Origin of the sequence: Alitiscatomonas sp. (genome assembly GCF_037242085.1) — a bacterium.
Lineage (GTDB): Bacteria > Bacillota > Clostridia > Lachnospirales > Lachnospiraceae > Alitiscatomonas > Alitiscatomonas aceti.
The window spans coordinates 1-2,820 of record NZ_JAXXBR010000008.1; the positions used below are offsets into that span (position 1 = coordinate 1).

Annotated in this window: 2 protein-coding genes; both read left to right on the plus strand. The window is 55.8% G+C overall.

Annotated elements, in window-relative coordinates:
• The coding region (locus tag WIH05_RS00085) for a DNA repair protein RecN (RefSeq protein ID WP_337424787.1) at positions 1-1,169 on the plus strand (1,169 nt) is incomplete at its 5' end.
• A gap of 170 nt (positions 1,170-1,339) precedes the next feature.
• Positions 1,340-2,599 (plus strand): SpoIVB peptidase, encoded by a 1,260-nt coding sequence (gene spoIVB, locus WIH05_RS00090; RefSeq protein ID WP_337424788.1) that lies wholly within the window; start codon positions 1,340-1,342, stop codon positions 2,597-2,599.
• The last annotated feature ends 221 nt before the right edge of the window (positions 2,600-2,820 follow it).

Below are 2,820 nucleotides of genomic sequence, written 5' to 3' on the forward strand. Positions count from 1 at the left end.
TTTCGGGCTTCCATCTGGATGAGGAGACGAGAAAGCGGGAGTCGGATTTTCTGCGGTTTGAGATCCAGGAGATCGAAAATGCGGCCATCCGCCCGGGGGAGGAGGAGGAGCTTTCTGCCGTCTGCCGGAAATTTTCCCACAGCAGGAAGATCGCCGAGGCCATGCAGACGGCGTTTATGGCTGTGGACGGAGCCGATCTGGGCCGTGCGGTGAAGCATGTGGAGAACGCCGCCGCCTATGATGAAAATTTAAACGATATTTTAAAAGAGCTTTCCGATGCAGAGGACATCTTAAACGGCGTGGCCCGGTCCATTTCCGATTATATGAATGAAATGGAGTTCGACGAGGAAACCTTTAAACAGACGGAGGAACGTCTGGACCGGATCCGCAGCCTGATGGCCAAGTACGGAAATTCGGAAGAAGCTGTTTTAAAAAGCCTGGAGGAAAAGAGAGAACGCCTTCAGGAGCTGGAAAACTATGAAGAGCTGGCAGCGCTGGCATCCAGGGAGCTTGAAGCCCAGACCCGGTCCATGGAGCAGCTTTGCGGGACCCTTTCGGAGGCCAGAAAGCGTGCGGCCCGGGTCCTGGAGGAACGGATCGGGGCAGAGCTCATGGACTTGAATTTCCTCCATGTGGATTTCCGGATCGATGTGAGGGATCTGGAGCATTTTACGGCCCAGGGCGCAGACGAGGTGGAATTTATGATCTCCACCAATCCAGGCAGCATTCCGCCAAGACCGCTGGGAGAGGTGGCTTCCGGCGGCGAGCTCTCCAGGATCATGCTGGCCATCAAGACGGTGTTGGCGGATACGGACGATATCCCCACACTGATCTTCGACGAGATCGACACCGGCATCAGCGGGCGCACAGCCCAGAAGGTGTCAGAGCGGCTTTCCTATATTGCCGGAAAGCACCAGGTTTTATGCATCACCCATCTGCCCCAGATCGCGGCCATGGCCGATACCCATTTTGAGATCCGAAAAAACGTAGAAAATGGAAAAACGTCCACCAGGATCCATAAGCTGGGAAAAGAGGAGCAGACCGAGGAGCTGGCAAGGCTTCTGGGCGGTGCGGAGATCACAGGCGCGGTGCTTGAAAATGCAAGGGAAATGAAGCGGCTGGCGGAAAAGAAGAAGAGGGAGCTGCTGGAAGAACGAAACGTCATCTAAAAACTGACAGGCTGAAAAGAGAAAAGGATCACATACTAGGAGAGGAGCATATCACTGCCCTCTCCTTTGCCGTTACTGGGGAAATTGCAGACGCCGTATGTTATGGACAGGGAAAAGCCGGGGCAGAATCATAAAGAAGAGGAGGTTTTGCCGTGACAAGAAAGGAACGACTGAGAAGGATCCTGGCCGGTGTCTTTTGTTTTTCTCTGGTCTTTACCATTGCGTTCACATGGGGCTATGTGAAGCTTGCAGTGCCGGACCGTCTGAACCTGGTGGTCAGCGAGGAGGAGATCTTCCATTTTACCCTGCCTCCAGGCGTCACCCTGGAGAGCGACAGCGAGGAGGTGGTCCTGGGGAATGCGTCCAACATCCCTGCAGGAAAGGTCCGGATCCAGACCACAGAGCCGGTGTCCATGTATGGCGCATCTGAAGGAAGCTACCACCTGGGAATGAAGCTTTTCGGGCTGATCCGCATGAAGGACATCCAGGTGGATGTGGTGGACGGGATGTATGCCGCGCCCTGCGGCGTACCTGTGGGGATCTATCTGAAGTCCAGGGGAGTCATGGTCGTTGGCACCGGGGAGATCGTCAACGATGCGGGCAACGTGGTGGAGCCGGCCTTTGGTGTTCTGAAATCCGGAGACTACATCGAGACAGTCAACGGACGGGAGATGGAGGACAAGGACGATCTGATCCAGGTCGTCAGCGCCAGCAGCGGAAGTCCCGTATCCCTGGAGGTGCGCAGGGACGGGGAGCTTTTAAAGGTGGAGCTGGAGCCGGTGCTGGCAGAGGATGGGACCTATAAGCTGGGGGCCTGGGTCCGGGACGATACCCAGGGGATCGGGACCGTCACCTACGTGGACATGAACGGCTCCTTCGGCGCCCTGGGCCATGGGATCAGCGACAGCGACACAGGAAAGCTGGTGGATATCCGGGGGGGAGAGCTCTACGATACCCAGATCATGGGGATCGAAAAGGGAACATCAGGAAAGCCCGGAGTCATGTCCGGGGTCATCTATTACGGAAAAGGCACAAAGCTGGGGGAAGTGACCGCCAATACAGAGGAGGGGATCTTCGGGACCGTCAACCGCCGGTTCCTGGAACGGTTCCAGTCCGAGGCCATTCCCGTGGGCTTCCGCCAGGACGTCCACAAGGGCCAGGCCTTTATCCGCAGCGACGTATCGGGGGAGGTGAGAGATTATGAGATCGAAATTCAAAAAGTGGATCACACGAGTCTTCAGAAAAATAAGGGGATGGTGATCCGTGTTGTAGACGAAGAGCTTCTGAAGCTCACCGGCGGTATCGTACAGGGCATGAGCGGCAGCCCCATCATCCAGGACGGCAAGCTCATCGGAGCCGTCACCCATGTATTCATCCAGGACTCCACAAAAGGCTACGGGATATTTATTGAAAACATGCTGGAGCATTGAGTCCAGGCTGGACAGGAGTAATAAGGAGGCGCTGCAAGCTTGCTTGCAAGCGTCTCCTTATTGCGAGTGTCCAATTTGGCGAAAGCCAAACACCGAGGAAAAGCGCAGCTTTTTCGAGGTGCCTGGACGGGACAGCGGAACCATAGGCAAGCTTGCTTGTAAGCGCCTCCTTATTGCGAGTGTCCAATTTGGCGAAAGCCAAACACCGAGGAAAAGCGCAG